Source organism: Streptomyces luteireticuli (genome assembly GCF_041519305.1).
GTDB lineage: Bacteria > Actinomycetota > Actinomycetes > Streptomycetales > Streptomycetaceae > Streptomyces > Streptomyces luteireticuli.
This window is the reverse complement of the sequence record NZ_CP167927.1, coordinates 5,905,320-5,921,449: the sequence shown is the minus strand read 5'-3', so window position 1 is coordinate 5,921,449 and position 16,130 is coordinate 5,905,320. Positions and strand designations below refer to the sequence as shown.

14 protein-coding genes and 5 tRNA genes are annotated in these 16,130 nt (G+C 71.0%); 8 read left to right on the top strand and 11 right to left on the bottom strand.

Going from position 1 to position 16,130, the window contains the following annotated elements; genetic code table 11:
• Positions 1-6: 6 nt before the first annotated feature.
• The 11 genes from AB8735_RS26725 to AB8735_RS26675 form a co-directional block, all read right to left on the bottom strand.
• The gene (locus tag AB8735_RS26725) at positions 7-942 is read right to left on the bottom strand and encodes an MEDS domain-containing protein (RefSeq protein WP_372409890.1); all 936 of its coding nucleotides are present in this window, start codon (positions 940-942) and stop codon (positions 7-9) included.
• 95 nt (positions 943-1,037) lie between these two features.
• Positions 1,038-1,110, bottom strand: a tRNA-Glu gene (locus AB8735_RS26720).
• A gap of 30 nt (positions 1,111-1,140) precedes the next feature.
• Positions 1,141-1,212: transfer RNA gene (locus tag AB8735_RS26715), tRNA-Gln, on the bottom strand.
• 13 nt (positions 1,213-1,225) lie between these two features.
• Positions 1,226-1,298, bottom strand: a tRNA-Glu gene (locus AB8735_RS26710).
• Positions 1,299-1,339: 41 nt separating this feature from the next.
• Positions 1,340-1,412: transfer RNA gene (locus AB8735_RS26705), tRNA-Glu, on the bottom strand.
• Positions 1,413-1,482: 70 nt separating this feature from the next.
• Positions 1,483-1,554, bottom strand: a tRNA-Gln gene (locus AB8735_RS26700).
• Positions 1,555-1,643: 89 nt separating this feature from the next.
• Positions 1,644-2,375 carry an HAD family hydrolase gene (locus AB8735_RS26695; protein WP_344031760.1) on the bottom strand — a complete coding sequence of 244 codons (732 nt, stop codon included), beginning with the start codon at positions 2,373-2,375 and terminating at the stop codon, positions 1,644-1,646.
• A gap of 78 nt (positions 2,376-2,453) precedes the next feature.
• The gene (locus tag AB8735_RS26690; protein ID WP_344031762.1) at positions 2,454-2,645 is read right to left on the bottom strand and encodes a hypothetical protein; all 192 of its coding nucleotides are present in this window, start codon (positions 2,643-2,645) and stop codon (positions 2,454-2,456) included.
• 82 nt (positions 2,646-2,727) lie between these two features.
• Positions 2,728-4,206: a glutamate--tRNA ligase gene (gltX, locus tag AB8735_RS26685; RefSeq protein ID WP_344031764.1), complete on the bottom strand. Its 1,479-nt coding sequence runs from the start codon at positions 4,204-4,206 to the stop codon at positions 2,728-2,730.
• On the bottom strand, positions 4,199-4,981 hold the full coding sequence (locus AB8735_RS26680) for a fumarylacetoacetate hydrolase family protein (protein ID WP_344031766.1): 783 nt from the start codon (positions 4,979-4,981) through the stop codon (positions 4,199-4,201). The genes gltX and AB8735_RS26680 overlap by 8 nt, the downstream gene beginning before the upstream one ends.
• A 97-nt stretch (positions 4,982-5,078) precedes the next feature.
• Positions 5,079-5,288, bottom strand: coding sequence for a hypothetical protein (locus AB8735_RS26675; RefSeq protein ID WP_344031768.1), 210 nt, complete (start codon positions 5,286-5,288; stop codon positions 5,079-5,081).
• A 473-nt stretch (positions 5,289-5,761) separates the two neighbouring features.
• Between AB8735_RS26675 and AB8735_RS26670 the strand changes: the two genes are divergently transcribed.
• The 8 genes from AB8735_RS26670 to AB8735_RS26635 all read left to right on the top strand — a co-directional run bounded on the left by AB8735_RS26670 (position 5,762) and on the right by AB8735_RS26635 (position 15,894).
• The gene (locus AB8735_RS26670) at positions 5,762-9,307 is read left to right on the top strand and encodes a nitrate- and nitrite sensing domain-containing protein (RefSeq protein WP_372409884.1); all 3,546 of its coding nucleotides are present in this window, start codon (positions 5,762-5,764) and stop codon (positions 9,305-9,307) included.
• The gene (locus AB8735_RS26665) at positions 9,308-9,730 is read left to right on the top strand and encodes a roadblock/LC7 domain-containing protein (RefSeq protein WP_372409881.1); all 423 of its coding nucleotides are present in this window, start codon (positions 9,308-9,310) and stop codon (positions 9,728-9,730) included.
• 103 nt (positions 9,731-9,833) lie between these two features.
• Positions 9,834-10,241, top strand: a complete 408-nt coding sequence (locus AB8735_RS26660; RefSeq protein ID WP_344031772.1) for a DUF742 domain-containing protein — start codon at positions 9,834-9,836, stop codon at positions 10,239-10,241.
• Complete coding sequence (locus AB8735_RS26655) at positions 10,222-10,803, top strand: ATP/GTP-binding protein (protein ID WP_344031774.1); 582 nt, start codon at positions 10,222-10,224, stop codon at positions 10,801-10,803. Before AB8735_RS26660 ends, AB8735_RS26655 begins: the two co-directional genes overlap by 20 nt.
• 376 nt (positions 10,804-11,179) lie before the next feature.
• Positions 11,180-14,284: a nitrate- and nitrite sensing domain-containing protein gene (locus AB8735_RS26650; RefSeq protein ID WP_372409878.1), complete on the top strand. Its 3,105-nt coding sequence runs from the start codon at positions 11,180-11,182 to the stop codon at positions 14,282-14,284.
• A gap of 1 nt (position 14,285) precedes the next feature.
• Positions 14,286-14,708: a roadblock/LC7 domain-containing protein gene (locus AB8735_RS26645; RefSeq protein ID WP_344031778.1), complete on the top strand. Its 423-nt coding sequence runs from the start codon at positions 14,286-14,288 to the stop codon at positions 14,706-14,708.
• An 84-nt stretch (positions 14,709-14,792) separates the two neighbouring features.
• Positions 14,793-15,332, top strand: coding sequence for a DUF742 domain-containing protein (locus AB8735_RS26640; protein WP_344031780.1), 540 nt, complete (start codon positions 14,793-14,795; stop codon positions 15,330-15,332).
• On the top strand, positions 15,313-15,894 hold the full coding sequence (locus tag AB8735_RS26635) for an ATP/GTP-binding protein (protein WP_049717346.1): 582 nt from the start codon (positions 15,313-15,315) through the stop codon (positions 15,892-15,894). Before AB8735_RS26640 ends, AB8735_RS26635 begins: the two co-directional genes overlap by 20 nt.
• Positions 15,895-16,130 lie beyond the last annotated feature (236 nt).

The following is a 16,130-nucleotide window of genomic DNA, read 5'->3' as shown; positions in this document are numbered from 1 at the left end:
CTGATTTCAGCCCGTCCGGCGTTTGAGGACTTCGCCCGAAGGGCGAATGGGGGCCCGGGGGTCTCCCCCGGAAGAAACGGTGAAAGGGCGGGACAGGGGCAAACCACCCCCCAACACCAACCCCGGCGTCCGGTCCCACCCGATAAGCGTGATGGCCTGCGCCAGATGCGGCGCCAGACCGGACAGCTCCACGGCGCGATGGCGCGCCGCCCGCGCCCGCGCGAAGGTCATCAGCAGCCGCAGGCCACCGAGGTCCAGGAACTCCACCCGGGACATCTCCAGCCGTACGTCCTCCCTGACGGCCGCCACGGACCGCAGGGCGTCCCGCAGCTGCCGGTGCGAGGACGCGTCCACGACGCCCTCCAGACGCAGCCCCGGCGGGCGGTGGACGCGGGCGACGAGGAGATCGGCGGTCCGGACCAGGGGGTCGGCCTCGACGTGCCCGGAGTGGGCCGACCCGACGGCGTCCAGCACGGCGGGATCGCAGCGGCGGACGTCGTACTGGCAGACGGCCAGGGCCCGTCCCGAGCCGAACTCCGCGCCCAGCAGCGCCTCGTAGCGCAGCAGCCGGTGGACATCGCCGCCGTCGCGCAGGACCGTGGAGAGGTCGCCGGCCACCCGCAGGGCGCGGAAGCCCTCCGCGCGCGAGCGGGCCGCGGCCCGGCGCAGCCGGCCGAGCAGCGCGGCGGGCTCCAACCCGCCCCCGCCGGTGAGGAATTCGCCGAGGGGGACGACCTCCACGCGGCCGTCGCACCGGTCGAGGCCGTCGCCGCCGCCGTCCGCCAGATAGAGGATCTTGTCCTGGGCCTCCAGGCCGTCGCGGACGACGTCGCGCAGGACCGCGGTCCGCTCCTCGTCCGACGCGAACAGCAGACAGACGTGGTCGCCGGGCCGGAGGTCGGCGGCATGGACCCGGCGGAGCGCGCCACGGGGATGGACCATGCCGGGAATTATGGTGGCGGGCCCCGGCCCCGGAAAGGGCGCGCGGAAAACGAGAAGATGCCCCCTGCGAATGCAGGAGGCATCTTCCCTACTTGTACCCCCGACCGGATTCGAACCGGCGCTACCGCCTTGAGAGGGCGGCGTGCTAGGCCGCTACACAACGGGGGCAAGTTATTTGCTCGACCGTGAGGTCTTGCGCTGGGCTACCAGGACTCGAACCTAGACTAAATGAACCAGAATCACTCGTGCTGCCAATTACACCATAGCCCATGGTGTTAACCAGTACCCCCGACCGGATTCGAACCGGCGCTACCGCCTTGAGAGGGCGGCGTGCTAGGCCGCTACACAACGGGGGCCCCAGCGATTCCCTTCGAGGAATTACCCTCTCGGAAATCAGTACCCCCGACCGGATTCGAACCGGCGCTACCGCCTTGAGAGGGCGGCGTGCTAGGCCGCTACACAACGGGGGCTCGCACTGCGCTTTACTGCGTTTTGCTTCGGTGAGAGTTTATCAAGAGAATTCGAAGCGATTTTCTCTTGCTGGGGTACCAGGACTCGAACCTAGACTAAGTGAACCAGAATCACTCGTGCTGCCAATTACACCATACCCCACCAGAACTCGACCCCCCTGAAGGGGTCTTGCTCGGGCTTGCGCCCCCCGCTCCGGCCTCTCGGCCCTCTCGGGCGGCGCAGGAAGAACATTACCCGAAGGTGGACGGGGCACCAAAATCGATAACCGGGCGCAGCAGTCCGGGCAGCTCGTCGAGCCCACGGATGCGCCGTACGCCGTCCGGCACGGCGTTCCCGTCCGCTCCTCCCGTGCGGTCCAGCCACACCCCGTGCAGTCCGGCGGCCTGCGCGGCGACCGCGTCCGTCTCCAGCTGGTCGCCCACGTAGACGACCTCCCCGGGGTGCAGTCCGAGCGCGGCGCAGGCGCCCAGGAACGCCCGGGGGTCGGGCTTGGCACAGCCCTGCGGGCCGGCCCCCAGTACCTCCTCGAAGTGCCCGCGCACCCCCAGGACGGCCAGCTTGCGCCGCTGGTGCGCCGTCGAGGCGTTGGAGAGCACCGCCTGGCGGAAACGGCGCCCCACGGCCTCCAGGGCGGGCCCGGCGTCGGGGAAGAGCGTCCAGGCGGCCTCGTAGTGCCGTACGTAGCGGGCGAACCAGGCGTCGGCCTCGGCGTCGGCGAGGCGGGCGGCCAGGAACGCCCTCACGCGGGCGCGCCGGTGCTCCTGGAAATCGATCTCCCCGGCGAGGAAGCGGGCGAAGTGCGTCTCCATGGCCTCCCGCCACAGCGAAAAGGCCCGCTCGGCGGTTCCGTACCGCGTGAGCAGGCCTTCGGCCGCGAGGTGCCGCGCTATGCCGGTCCGGTCGGATCCGGTGTAGTCGAAGAGGGTGTCGTCGACGTCCCAGAGGACGGCTCGCAGGGCCACGGGGTCGAGGCTACCGCCGGGAGGGCGGGTGGGGATGGGGCGTGACGCGGACGGGCCGGTCCCCGCCCCCTGGGTCAACTAGGTCAACGCCTCCACGACCGCCCTCGTCCCATGCCCGACCGCCCGTCCCACCGCGGCGACGGCACGGACCGCGATCCCCAGACCACCCCCGGCCGCCACATCCAGGGCCACATCCCCGACCTGGCCGGCGAATTCCCCCTTGTCCCCGGCCCGTTGCTTCCTGTCGCGCTCGCGCTCGTCATCGACCATGCGCCCACCCTACGAAGCGGAAACGGTGCCCGGGAGCCCTGAGCGGCTCCCGGGCACCGTTTCGCACGGAACCGTTACGCGGCTACGCGGCCAGCTTCGCCAGCGCCGCGTCCACGCGGGCCAGCGTGCGCTCGCGGCCCAGGATCTCCAGGGACTCGAAGAGCGGCAGGCCGACCGTGCGACCCGTGACCGCGACGCGGACCGGGGCCTGGGCCTTGCCGAGCTTGAGGCCGTGCTCCTCGCCGGCGGCGACGACGGCGGCCTTGATGGCCTCGGCGTTCCAGTCGGCGGCGGCCAGCTTCTCGCGGGCGGTGCGGAGAAGGTCGTCTGCGCCCGCCTTCATCGCCTTGGCCCAGGACGCCTCGTCCTCGGCCGGCTCGTCGAGGAAGAGGAAGTCGACGTTGGCGGTGATGTCGGAGAGAACCGTGAGGCGGGTCTGGGCCAGGGGGGCCAGGGCCTCGAAGGCGGCCGCGTCGAAGGCCTCGGGCGCCCAGGGGGCGTGCGGGGCGCGCAGCCACGGCTCGCACGCCTCGATGAACGCCTGGACGTCCAGCTGCCGGATGTGGTCGGCGTTGATCGCCTCGGCCTTCTTCAGGTCGAAGCGGGCCGGGTTGGCGTTGACGGCCGAGATGTCGAAGGCCGCGACCATCTCCTTCATGGAGAAGATGTCCTGGTCGGCCGAGAGCGACCAGCCCAGCAGGGAGAGGTAGTTGAGCAGGCCCTGCGGCAGGAAGCCGCGCTCCCGGTAGAGGTTGAGGGAGGACTCCGGGTCGCGCTTGGAGAGCTTCTTGTTGCCCTCGCCCATGACGTAGGGCAGGTGGCCGAACTCCGGGACGCCCTTGGCGATCCCCAGCTCCATCAGCGCCTTGTAGAGGGCGATCTGGCGCGGGGTGGAGGAGAGCAGATCCTCGCCGCGCAGGACGTGGGTGATCTCCATCAGGGCGTCGTCGACCGGGTTGACGAGCGTGTAGAGCGGGGCGCCGTTGGCGCGGACGATGCCGAAGTCCGGGACGTTCTCCGGGGTGAAGGTCAGCTCGCCGCGGACCAGGTCGGTGAAGGTGATCGTCTCGTCGGGCATCCGGAAGCGGACGATCGAGGGACGGCCCTCGGCCTCGTAGGCGGCCTTCTGCTCGGGCGTCACGACGCGGCACTTGCCGTCGTACCCGGACGGCTTGCCGGCGGCACGGGCGGCCTCGCGGCGGGCGTCGAGCTCCTCGGTGGTGCAGTAGCAGTGGTACGCGTGACCGCCGGCGAGCAGCTTCCCGGCGACGTCCCGGTAGATGTCCATGCGCTGCGACTGGCGGTAGGGCGCGTGCGGACCGCCGACCTCCGGGCCCTCGTCCCAGTCGAAGCCCAGCCAGCGCATCGCGTCGAGCAGCTGGTTGTACGACTCCTCGGAGTCGCGGGCCGCGTCGGTGTCCTCGATGCGGAAGACCAGGGTGCCGCCGTGGTGGCGGGCGAACGCCCAGTTGAAGAGGGCGGTGCGGACCAGGCCCACGTGGGGGTTGCCGGTCGGGGAGGGACAGAAGCGAACACGGACGTTCGCGGTCGCGTTAGCCACGCTTGATCACCTTGTTGGTGAGAGTGCCGATGCCTTCGATGGTGACGGCGACCTCGTCGCCGTCGTTCAGGGGTCCGACCCCGGCCGGGGTGCCGGTCAGGACGACGTCGCCGGGGAGCAGCGTCATCGCCTCGGTGATGTGGACGATGAGGTCCTCGACCGGGCGCAGCATCTGCGAGGTGCGGCCGCTCTGCCGGGTCTCGCCGTTGACCGTGCAGGTGACGGCGACATCGGCCGGGTCCAGCTCGGTCTCGATCCAGGGGCCGAGGGGGCAGGCGGAGTCGAAGCCCTTGGCGCGGGCCCACTGCTTCTCGCGCTGCTGGACGTCGCGCGCGGTGACGTCGTTGGCGCAGGTGTAGCCGAGGATGACGTCCTTGACGCGCTCGCGCGGGACCTCGCGGCACATGCGGCCGATGACCACGGCCAGTTCGGCCTCGTGGTGCAGCTCCTGGGAGAAGGAGGGGTACACGACGGGGTCGCCGGAGCCGACGACCGAGGTGGACGGCTTGAAGAAGGCGACGGGCACCTCGGGCACCTCGTTGCCCAGCTCCGCGGCGTGCTCGGCGTAGTTGCGGCCGATGGCGACGATCTTGCTGGGGAGGACGGGCGGCAGCAGGCGCACCTTGGCCAGCGGGACCTTGGTGCCGCTGCGCTCGAAGTCGCCGTAGGGGATGCCCTTGATGATGTCGAGGACGGGGCCGCCCTCTACGGAGGCGTCCCCCTCCACGACGCCGTATCCGACGTTGCCGTCGATGGAGAATCTGGCGATGCGCACGGGTTGCTGGGCCCCTTATCTGATCCGGCCGGAGTCTGACGCTCCAGGCTATCCCGGGAGCGGTGGGCGACCCGTGCGCCGCAGCCGTCCCGGGCCGTCAGTCCTGGGTCTGCGGGACCGGCGCGACCATCAGGGTGGTGCGGCGCGGGTTGGCGGTGACGGCCGGCAGCTCCAGCGGGTGCTCCGGGCGCTCGGCGTCGAACAGGCCCTCGCTGCCCGCCAGGTGGGCGAGCGTGGTGCGCTGCGGGTTGGCCGTCTTCCGCGGGGCGGGGCGGGAGGGGCGGACGGGCTTGGAGGTGGTGGTCACTGGAGTGCCTCGTGTGGTCGGGGTGGCGGGCGGATGCGCAAAGGTCCAGGCTAGGCGCGCCTTTCCCCGGCGGACCGGGGGGAAAGCAAGGAGTCACCTGTGAGTTTGCTCACGAATCTCTGGACAAATGCCGCATAGACGGCGCCTCTTCGGGTGGAGCGAAACGGACATTGCAGGGCTGAACCTGACGTTCCGCTCTTGATCATGGCGACTGGGACACGGGGCGTTCAACAGGGCAACGGGGGCGAGTCATCCCTGTACGCCCGATGTAAAGACCCCTGTTCTCCACGCTGCGTCACCTTGCGCGAACGAGGTGTGACCGCTTTGAGAGGTGGATGCACCGGCCTTGTTGGGAGATCGGGCACTGTGCTGGAATTCCACGGACCGCCAGGGGGGCACCGCGGTCCCCCCACGACTCGACACCGTCCCACCGCTCATCCGGCGGGACGCCTGGTCCAGAGGTTGCGACGCTAGTGCAGGGACGTTTCAAGAGGGACAGCAGCGCTGCGGCGGAGAAGGAGCCGCGCGGTGCAACCGACCGCGGCACGCCCGTCGACGCGCCGAACGGCGGCGAGCCCGCCGAGCAGCCGAAGGCGAAGGGCCCCAGCGGGCCAGGCTCACGAATAGCCCTGCGCAACTGGCGCATCTCCACCCGACTCGTCTCACTGCTCGCCCTCCCCGTCGTCGCCGCGACGACGCTGGGTGCGCTCCGTATCGAGGACTCGCTCAACAACCTCGATCAGCTCGACCACATGAAGCTGCTGACGGACATGACCAGGTCGGCCACCAACCTGGCGAGCGCGCTGCAGGACGAGCGCGACCAGTCCGCCGGTCCGCTCACCAGCGGCTACTCCAAAGACGACGCCATCGTCTCCTCGCGGCAGCGGACCGACCGGGCCATCAAGGACTTCACGGACGTCACCGGCAAGGTGAAGCCCGGCGACGAGTCGCTGGTCGGGGTGTCGACCACCCTCGTCGACATCTCCAACCAGCTGAAGAAGATCGGCGAGGTCCGGAAGGCGTCGTACAAGAAGGGCGAGTACATCTCGCAGACGGTCAGCCAGTACAGCCGTCTGGTCACCTCGCTGCACGAGCTCTCCCAGGACATGGCCCAGGCGTCCAGCAACGCCGACATGATCTCCGCGGCCCGTGCGCTGGCGACCTTCTCCTCCGCCAAGGAGTACGCCTCGATCCAGCGCGCCGTGATCAGTGCCGCGCTCGCCACCCCCGGCGGCGCCCGCCTCCAGGAGAACGACCGTCAGTACGGCCACGCGGCCACGTACGACGAGAACGAGGCCCTGAACCGGTTCACCAAGATCCACGGTGACGGCGACAACGAGCTGCTGCAGGCACTGAACGGCGGCTCGACCGAGATCGCCTCCGCGAGCACCTACGCGGACCGGGTGCTGACCAACCCGGCTCTCCTCAAGTCGGAGAACAAGTCCTACCGCGACTGGTTCGACCAGGACAGCACCAAGCTGCGGGCGATGGAGAACATCGAGACCACGCTCCTCAGCCAGATGGAGCAGAAGGCCGCCGAACTGCGCGACGACGCCCAGTCGGACGCCATCATCAACGGTGCCCTGATCATCCTCGTCCTCGGCATCTCGCTGGTCGGCGCCTTCGTCGTGTCCCGGTCCATGGTGCGCTCGCTGCGCCGCCTCCAGGACACCGCCCAGCGGGTCGCCCAGGACCGTCTGCCCGAGCTCGTCAAGCAGCTCTCCGAGACCGACCCGCAGGACGTGGACACCTCCGTCGAGTCCGTCGGCGTCCACAGCCGCGACGAGATCGGCAAGGTGGCCGCGGCCTTCGACGACGTGCACCGCGAGGCCGTCCGCCTCGCCGCCGAGCAGGCCCTCCTCCGGGGCAACGTCAACGCGATGTTTACCAACCTCTCGCGCCGTTCCCAGGGCCTCATCCAGCGTCAGCTCTCGCTCATCTCCGAACTGGAGTCCCGCGAGGCCGACCCGGACCAGCTGTCCTCGCTCTTCAAGCTCGACCACCTCGCGACCCGTATGCGCCGTAACGGCGAGAACCTCCTCGTTCTCGCCGGTGAGGAGCCGGGCCGCCGGTGGACCCGCCCGGTCCCGCTGGTCGACGTCCTCCGCGCCGCCGCGTCCGAGGTGGAGCAGTACGAGCGCATCGAACTGACCGGTGTGCCGGCGACCGAGGTCGCGGGCCGCGTGGTCAACGACCTCGTGCACCTCCTCGCCGAGCTGCTGGAGAACGCGACCTCGTTCTCCTCCCCGCAGACCAAGGTCAAGGTCACCGGTCACGCGCTGCCGGACGGCCGCGTGCTGGTCGAGATCCACGACACCGGCATCGGCCTCTCCGCCGAGGACCTGGCGGCGATCAACGAGCGGCTCGCCAGCCCGCCGACCGTGGACGTCTCCGTCTCGCGGCGCATGGGTCTGTTCGTGGTCGGCCGCCTGTCCCTGCGACACGGCATCCGCATCCAGCTCCGTCCGTCCGACTCGGGCGGCACCACGGCGCTCGTCATGCTCCCGGTCGACGTGGCCCAGGGCAACAGGAAGCCCGCGCCGGGCGTCCCGGCCGGTGTTCCGGGCATGCCCGGCGGCGGCATGCCGGGTCTTCCCGGCGGCGGCGTGCCCGGCGTCCCGGGCGGCGGCATGCCGGGGCTCCCCGGCGGCGGCCCGTCGAAGGGCACCCCGCCCCTGCCCGGGGGCGGCACCCCCGCCGCCCTGCAGAGCGGCACCCCGGCCCCGGCCCCCGCGCCGAGCCGTGACCCGCTCCCGGACAGCGGCCCCCGCCCGCCGATCCCGTCGCGCACCGGCAACAAGACCAAGAGCGGTCTGCCCACCCGCGTCAAGGGCTCGACCCCGGGCGCCGGTGCGCCGACCGGTGGCCCGAGCCTCTTCGACTCGCCCAACCCGCCCTCCGCCGCGGACCGCAAGGCCGACGACGGACGTCCGCCGCTCCCGGCCCGGGGCGGCAAGCGCCCCGCCGTGATCGCCCCGGTGGGCAACGGCCGCCGCCCGCAGCTGCCCAAGCGCGGCGAGAACGGCGATGCCACCGGCTCCGGCCTGCCCACCCGTCCGGCACCGAGCTGGGGCAACGACAAGCCCGCGGCCCCGGCGGCCCCGCAGCCCGCCGCCCCGGCGGACGACTGGCCGCTCGCCTCCGGCTCCGGCCGTGCCGCGCAGGAGACCCCGCGCGGCCACGAGCGGACCGGCGACCCGGCCGGCCCGGCGGCCTTCGGCACGCCCGGCAACCGGCAGAACGACCCCGGTGACACCGGCAAGTTCGCACTGCCCGCCGAGCCGCAGGCCACCACGACCGGCCAGTTCGCCCTGCCCGGCGACGAGGCCGCCCGGCCCGCCGACACGGCGCAGTTCCCGCAGCTCGCGCCCGTGCCGGACAACAGCACCACGGGCCGCACCCCGATGCCCCCCACGCCGGCCGACGACCCCGTCGCCACCGGTCAGTACCCGCGCCTCGCGCCCGTGCCCGAGCCGGAGAGCAGCTCCACCGGGCAGACCCCCCTGCCCACCGACACGGCGCAGTTCCCGCAGCTGGCGCCGGTGCCCGGGCCGGGTGCCGGTACGCCGCCCGAGGGCACTCCGCTCTTCCAGGAGCTGGAGTCGCACTGGTTCCGCGACGAGGAGAACCAGGCGCCCGCGGAGCCGCAGTTGCCGCAGCGCGAGCCGCGCCGTACGCTCCGCGACACCGACGCGGCGGACGGGCAGAACTCCCCGGCGGGCTGGAACGAGTCGCCCAACGACGCGCGCTGGCGCCGGGCCGAGCAGCTGCGCGAGCCCCTCGCCGGCGGCACCACCGGCTCCGGGCTGCCGCGCCGGGTCCCCCGTGCCAACCTCGTGGAGGGCACGGCCCAGCAGCAGTCCCTGCCCGGAGGCCCGCAGGTCTCCCGTGCGCCCGAAGAGGTGCGCGGGCGGCTGACCAATCTCCGCCGCGGCATCCAGCAGGGGCGTCAGGCCGGCACCGGGCCGGCCACCGGTAGCAGCAACAATGTTGGCCCCACCTACCAGCAGGAGCGTTAGTTGAGTCCGATGAGCCAGGCGGCGCAGAATCTGAACTGGTTGATCACCAACTTCGTGGAGAACACCCCGGGGGTGTCCCACACGGTGGTGGTGTCCGCCGACGGACTTCTGCTCGCCATGTCCGAAAGGTTCCCCCGGGACCGCGCGGACCAGCTGGCGGCGGTGGCCTCCGGCCTGACCTCCCTGACGTCCGGCGCGAGCCGGATCTTCGAGGGCGGCGCCGTGAACCAGACCGTGGTGGAGATGGAGCGCGGCTTCCTCTTCATCATGTCGATCTCGGACGGTTCGTCGCTGGCCGTCCTGGCGCACCCGGAGTGCGACATCGGCCTCGTGGGCTACGAGATGGCCCTCCTGGTCGACCGCGCGGGCAATGTGCTCACGCCCGACCTCCGCGCCGAACTGCAGGGAAGCCTGCTGAACTGACCGTACACACACCGCAAATCCCGTCCGACCGTACGGCCGAAAGCTCCCACCGGCCCCCGCTCGACGGCATCATTGCCTTCCTGCTGTCCCGCCCGGAGGATTCATGACCCCGCCCGTCTCGCCCGGCCCGTACGGCGCATCGCACCACATGCCGTACGGGAGTGAGGGCGATCAGCCACTGGTCCGTCCCTATGCCATGACGGGCGGCCGGACCCGGCCGCGCTACCAGCTCGCCATCGAGGCACTGGTCAGCTCCACGGCCGATCCGTCCCAGCTGGGGACCCTGCTCCCCGAGCACCAGCGGATCTGCCACCTGTGCCGCGAGGTCAAGTCGGTCGCGGAGGTCTCCGCGCTGCTGAGCATGCCGCTCGGCGTGGCGCGGATCCTGGTCGCGGACCTGGCGGAGGCCGGCATGGTGGCGATCCACCAGCCGGGCGGCGGCGGAGAGGCCGGCGGTACGCCGGACGTGACACTGCTCGAAAGGGTTCTCAGTGGACTTCGGAAGCTCTAGCGGGAACGCCGGCCGCTCCACGACCTCCGCGAAGATCGTGGTGGCGGGCGGCTTCGGCGTGGGCAAGACCACGTTCGTCGGGGCCGTCTCGGAGATCAGCCCGCTGCGCACCGAGGCCGTGATGACATCCGCGTCCGCGGGCATCGACGACCTGAGCCACGTCCAGGACAAGACGACCACGACCGTGGCGATGGACTTCGGCCGCATCACCCTGGACGACGACCTGATCCTGTATCTGTTCGGCACGCCCGGACAGGACCGGTTCTGGTTCATGTGGGACGACCTCGTCCGGGGCGCCATCGGCGCGGTCGTCCTGGTCGACACCCGCCGTCTCGCCGACTGCTTCCCCGCGGTCGACTACTTCGAGAACAGCGGCCTGCCGTTCGTCATCGCCCTCAACGGGTTCAACGGCGAACAGCCCTACGCGCCCGAGGAAGTGCGCGAGGCGCTGCAGATCGGCCCCGACGCGCCGATCATCACCACCGACGCGCGGCACCGGAACGAGGCGAAGAGCGCGCTCATCACGCTGGTCGAGCACGCGCTGATGGCGCGGCTGAAGTAGGGGTCCCCGTCGGCGTCTCAAGTGACCGCAAAGGCGCGGAAGATCCGGTTCCGGCGGGCTGTGGGATTGGCCACGGCCCGCCGCCGTGCTTCATAACGTTTCGACAGTGATTCGATACTGAATTGACCGGCTCGCGACAGGACGACAGCACAGTCCGCATTCAACCGGCTCCGCTCCGCGCACAATTCACCCGTCTTTTGGCGCCGCTCGCTCTTAATGCCCGTTTTATGTCGCGCCGATCGGGCCGGGTCCCGGTTCCTCCCGGTGTTTGGAACGCACCTGCCCGGCGTGCTGGAATTTCCCGAACTGGGCCGTCGATGGCCCAGCCGAAAGACGGCACGACTCCACGTGCCGGCGCCGAGAGGTTGTTGGACGAGTGAGGCGAAGAAAGACAGGCACCGCGCAGCAGGCACGAGACGCGCGGGGCAACTTCACACCACCGTCGCAGGCGGCGCCGTCCTCCGGCGCCCCCGAGGCCCCCGCCGTGCCCCAGGGCGAGGGCGGACGCTTCTCCCCGCGCAACTGGCGGGTGGCCACCCGCCTGAACGCGATCCTCCTCATCCCGGTGCTCGTCGCCCTCGTCTTCGGCGGACTCGACGTCAAGAAGTCGGTCGACACCTGGACCGAGGCCGAGGACGCGGCGGACACCGCCCGCGTCGTGCGCTCCGCCGCCGACTACGCCCAGGCGATCCTGGAGGAGCGCGACGCCAGTGTCGTCCCGCTGCTCAACGACCGCCCGGACGACGAGAACGTCAAGAAGGCCCGCGAGGCGACGGACTCGACGAAGGCCGAGTTCGACAAGGCCGTCAAGTCCATGCCGGACACCGAGAGCCTCCAGCGCCGCCTCAAGGCCGTCCGCGACGCGGAGCCGAAGCTCCCGGAGATCCGGAAGAACGCCTACAGGAGCGAGGCGGCCCGGACCGAGGACGCCTACGGCTCCATCCAGCGCCCGCTGATGTCCTTCGCCAACGAACTCGGCCTGGGCACCGGCACCGTCACCTCGTACGGCCGCATGGTCTACGCGGTCTCCCTGGCGAAGGCCGCCGAGTCGCTGCAGCGCTCCATGGGCGCGCACCTGCTGGCCAAGCCCCAAATGGCGCCGAAGGAGCGGCAGTTCCTGCTGACCTCCTTCGCCTCCTACAACTTCCTCGAGTACATCGCCATCGACGAGTACCGCAGCGGCGGCTCCAAGGCGGACGTGCAGAACCTGCAGGAGGCCCTCGCCAAGGCGCAGGGCGACAAGCAGAACAAGATGGCCCTGGCCATCATGTCCGGCGCGTCCCCCGAGAAGCTCAAGGCGCAGGGCGTCACGCCCGAGTCCTGGTACGCCGCCGCCACCGGCAAGTTCGACGCCTACCGCGACATCGAGAAGCGGCTGACGGACAAGGCCGTGGACGAGGCCACCAACGTCTCCGAGGACTCCCAGCAGGCCGCCCTCGTCAACTCCTCCGTCATGGTGGTCGCCCTGCTCGCCGCGTTCTTCGTGGCCGGGCGCATCGCCCGCTCGATGAGCCGCAGCATGCGCCGCCTGCGCGGTGCCGCCTTCGAGGTCGCCGAGCAGCGCCTGCCGGCGCTGGTCGACCAGCTCTCGCGGACCGAGCCGGGCCGAATAGAGACCCGGGTGCAGCCCATCCCGATCACCACCAAGGACGAGATCGGCGAGGTCGCCCGCGCCTTCGACCAGGTCCACCGCGAGGCCGTCCGGCTCGCCGCCGAACAGGCCCTGCTGCGGGGCAACGTCAACGCGATCTTCACCAACCTCTCCCGCCGCAACCAGAGCCTGATCGAGGGCCAGCTGGAGCTCATCACCGGGCTGGAGAACAACGAGGCCGACCCGGACCAGCTGGAGAACCTCTTCCGGCTCGACCACCTGGCCACCCGTATGCGCCGCAACGGCGAGAACCTCCTCATCCTCGCGGGTGAGGAGCCCGGCCGCCGCTGGGACCAGCCGATCCCGCTGGTGGACGTGCTCCGCGCGGCCTCCTCCGAGGTGGAGGCGTACGAGCGCATCCAGCTCGACGGCGTCGGCGAGGCCGAGATCCACGGCCTGGCCGTGACCGACCTCGTGCACCTGCTCGCCGAGCTGCTGGAGAACGCCACCACGTTCTCCTCCCCGCACACCAAGGTCCGCGTCACCGCGACCCGGCTGCCCGACGGCCGCGTGATGATCGAGATCCACGACAAGGGCATCGGTCTCACCCCCGAGGACTTCGCGGACATCAACCACAAGCTGGCCAACCCGCCGACGGTGGACGCCGCGGTCTCCCAGCGCATGGGCCTGTTCGTGGTCGGCCGCCTCGCCATGCGGCACGGCATCCGCGTCCAGCTGCGCCCCTCCGGCGAACAGGCCGGCACCACCTCGCTGGTCATGCTCCCCGAGCGCATCACCCACGGTGGCGGTGGCGAGGACGAGCCGGGCGCCGACGACTTCACGGTCTCCCGCATCGTCCCCGAGCAGCAGGCGGCCACGGGCGTCCCGGGCCTGCGCACCGCGGCGGAGCTGGGCTTCGACGACTCGCGCTACGACGCCCCGCAGGCCGCTCCCGGCACACCCGACCCGCTGGGCCGGTCCCGGCTCCGCGAGGAGCGCCGGGTGGCCCTGGAGGAGGCGCAGGCCCAGGCGGCGGCGCAACCCGCCCCGGGCGACCCGCTGTTCCCCGGGGACGCTCCCCAGCAGCCCTTCGGGCAGCAGCAGTCGCCGACGCACGAGCACGCGCTGCCACACGACACCCAGCAGACCCCCTTCCCGCCGCAGGCACCCGCCGAGCAGGCGTATACGGAAGGCGGCTACGCCGGGGGCGGCTTCACGGACCAGCAGACGTACGGCGACTACAACGCCCCCGCCGCGCAAGGCGAGTGGAGCGAGTCAGGTACGTACCAGCACGCGTACACGCCGGGTTACGGAGCGGAATCGGAATCTCAGCCGACCGCTGACACGGCCCAGCCGGAGCGCGTAGAGTTCGACCGTCCGGGCCCCGCCACGAGCGGCCCTCCCTCGCTGACCGGGTCCGGTCTGCCGCTCCGCGACAAGCGGTGGCAGCAAGCGGACACGGGCGAGGAGGCCACGAGGGACGGCGGACAAGCGGACCAGTCCCGGCAGGGAGCCGCGCAGGGGTCCCGGCCCGAAGAGGGCGGAACCGCCGCGCAGTCGGCCAACGACGAGCGCTGGCAGCGCGCCGAGCAGCTCCGGACGCCGAAGGCCGGTGGGATCACCACCTCCGGTCTCCCCCGCCGGGTACCCAGGGCCAATCTGGTCGAGGGCAAGGCGGCGGACGCCGCCGAGCAGCGACCGGGGCAGCCGCAGATCTCCCGTGCACCGGAGGACGTCCGCGGCCGGCTCGCCAACCTGCGCCGCGGTGTCCAGCAGGGGCGCAGCGCGGGAACGGACTCCTCGGAGTTCCCCGCGATCACCGCGCACGAGCAGCACCAGCAACACGACCAGGGCTTCGGCCCCGGCGGCACCTACGAGCAGGAGCGTTAGTGTGAGCCCGATGAGCCAGGCGGCGCAGAACCTGAACTGGTTGATCACCAGTTTCGTGGAGAGCACCCCAGGGGTGTCCCACACCGTCGTGGTCTCCGCCGACGGACTCCTTCTGGCCATGTCCGAAGGGTTTCCGCGGGACCGCGCGGACCAGCTGGCGGCGGTGGCCTCCGGCCTGACCTCCTTGACCGCGGGTGCGTCCCGGATCTTCGAGGGCGGCGCCGTGAACCAGACCGTGGTGGAGATGGAGCGCGGCTTCCTCTTCATCATGTCGATCTCGGACGGTTCGTCGCTGGCCGTCCTGGCGCACCCGGAGTGCGACATCGGCCTCGTGGGCTACGAGATGGCCCTCCTGGTCGACCGCGCGGGCAATGTGCTCACGCCCGACCTCCGAGCCGAACTGCAGGGGAGCCTTCTCAACTAGCAAAGAGGCAGTGCGTTTCGCGCCACCGCGCCTTAAGGTGCGGTGGCGCGACCAGCAGCAGACAGGCAAGTCGGAGGAGGAGACGTGGCAACGCCCCCAGGCGGTTACCCGTATGGCAATGATCAGCAGGCGGGGCCGCCGCTGAACCGCTTCAACTTCCCCTCCGCGCCCAGTCCAAGGGCCCAGCCCGAGCCCCAGTCCCCGTACCCGCCGCAGGCACCGCCCGCGCCGGCGCAGGGCCGGGGCCAGCACCGGCGCCCCGGGACCACGGGCGAACGCAAGAACAACCCGCTGGTCCGTCCGTACGCGATGACCGGCGGCCGGACGCGGCCGCGCTACCAGCTCGCCATCGAGGCACTGGTGCACACCACGGCCCAGCCCGCCCAGCTCCAAGGGCAGTTGCCGGAACACCAGCGCATCTGCCACCTGTGCCGCGAGATCAAGTCGGTCGCCGAGATCTCCGCACTTCTGTCCATCCCGCTCGGCGTCGCCCGAATCCTCGTCGCCGACTTGGCCGAGGCCGGGCTCGTCGCCATTCATCAGCCCGGCGGCGACGCGGCCGCCGGCGGCCAGCCTGACGTGACACTGCTCGAAAGGGTGCTCAGTGGACTTCGGAACCTCTAGCGGCGAGGCAGCCCGCTCCACCACCAGCGCGAAGATCGTGGTGGCCGGTGGTTTCGGCGTGGGCAAGACCACGTTCGTCGGCGCGGTCTCGGAGATCAACCCGCTGCGCACCGAGGCCGTGATGACGTCCGCGTCCGCGGGCATCGACGACCTCACGCACGCACCGGACAAGACCACGACGACCGTGGCGATGGACTTCGGCCGTATCACCCTGGACCAGGATCTGATCCTCTACCTGTTCGGTACGCCCGGACAGGACCGGTTCTGGTTCATGTGGGACGACCTCGTCCGAGGTGCCATCGGCGCGGTCGTCCTGGTCGACACGCGGCGTCTCGCCGACTGCTTCCCCGCGGTCGACTACTTCGAGAACAGCGGCCTGCCGTTCGTCATCGCGCTGAACGGTTTCGACGGGCATCAGCCGTATACGCCGGACGAGGTGCGCGAGGCGCTCCAGATCGGGCCGGACGCCCCGATCATCACGACGGATGCCCGTCATCGCAATGAGGCGAAGAGTGCGCTGATCACGCTGGTCGAGCATGCGCTGATGGCGCGGCTGCGGTAGGGGTTTTCTCCCCGCCCCGCCCTTTCACCGTTTCTTGCGCGCTGCCGCGCGGGTGCAACGCGGCTTCGCCGCGTTAGTCCTCAAACGCCGGACGGGCTGTTCAGCCCGTCCGGCGTTTGAGGACTTCACCCGAAGGGCGAATGGGGTCCGGGGTCTCCCCGGGAAACGGTGAAAGGGCGGGGCGGGGGCATCCTCTCCGCGCGAAGCGCGAAAGGGCCCGCACTCCCCAGGAGTGC